The 503-nt window shown below is 69.6% G+C and carries 1 protein-coding gene; it reads right to left on the bottom strand.

All coding sequences use genetic code 11. The features are described from left to right. Positions 1–503 (bottom strand): protease pro-enzyme activation domain-containing protein (locus FUT88_RS25995; protein WP_261797311.1); only part of this gene is annotated, 503 nt, incomplete at both ends.

Genomic DNA, 503 nt, shown 5'->3' with positions numbered 1-503 from the left:
CGCGCCGCCGGCCGCGCCCACGATGGACTGGCTGTCGAGGTTCCACTCGCCCTGGCCTTCCTGATCATCGGTGTAGTTGCCGCTGGTGCCGTTCGTCTTGATCGTGGTGGTGGACACCGTGGCGTAACCGTTGTTGCTCGTGAACGTGCGCAAGTCGCGCAGCGTTTGCGATACCCCGCCGATGGTGATGACGCCCACTGTGGTGCCGGCCGCCGTCGGCACACCGGTCGCGCCATACAGCGCCGGGAATTCCTTCGGGTAGTGGCCCGTCGCGGTGCCCGCTGCCAGCGTGCGCGCTTCGGCCACATCGCCCACACGCAGCAGCGGACGCGCGCGCACCACGTTCTGCAGACCCAGCACCGAGCCGACGATGCCGCCCAGCGCGCGCGGCACCTGCGCCTTGCCGCTGTTCGCAAATCCGCTGCGGCCGGCCAACTGGTAATGCACCAGCGGCGTGTTGAACGCCGCCTTGACCGTGCCGGCCGTACCGCGCGCCGACACCA

The organism is Ralstonia sp. TCR112 (assembly GCF_007997035.1).
In the GTDB taxonomy this organism is placed as follows: Bacteria; Pseudomonadota; Gammaproteobacteria; order Burkholderiales; family Burkholderiaceae; genus Ralstonia; species Ralstonia edaphi.
Note: the sequence above shows the minus strand (reverse complement) of the source record. Positions and strands in the feature narration are given on the sequence as shown.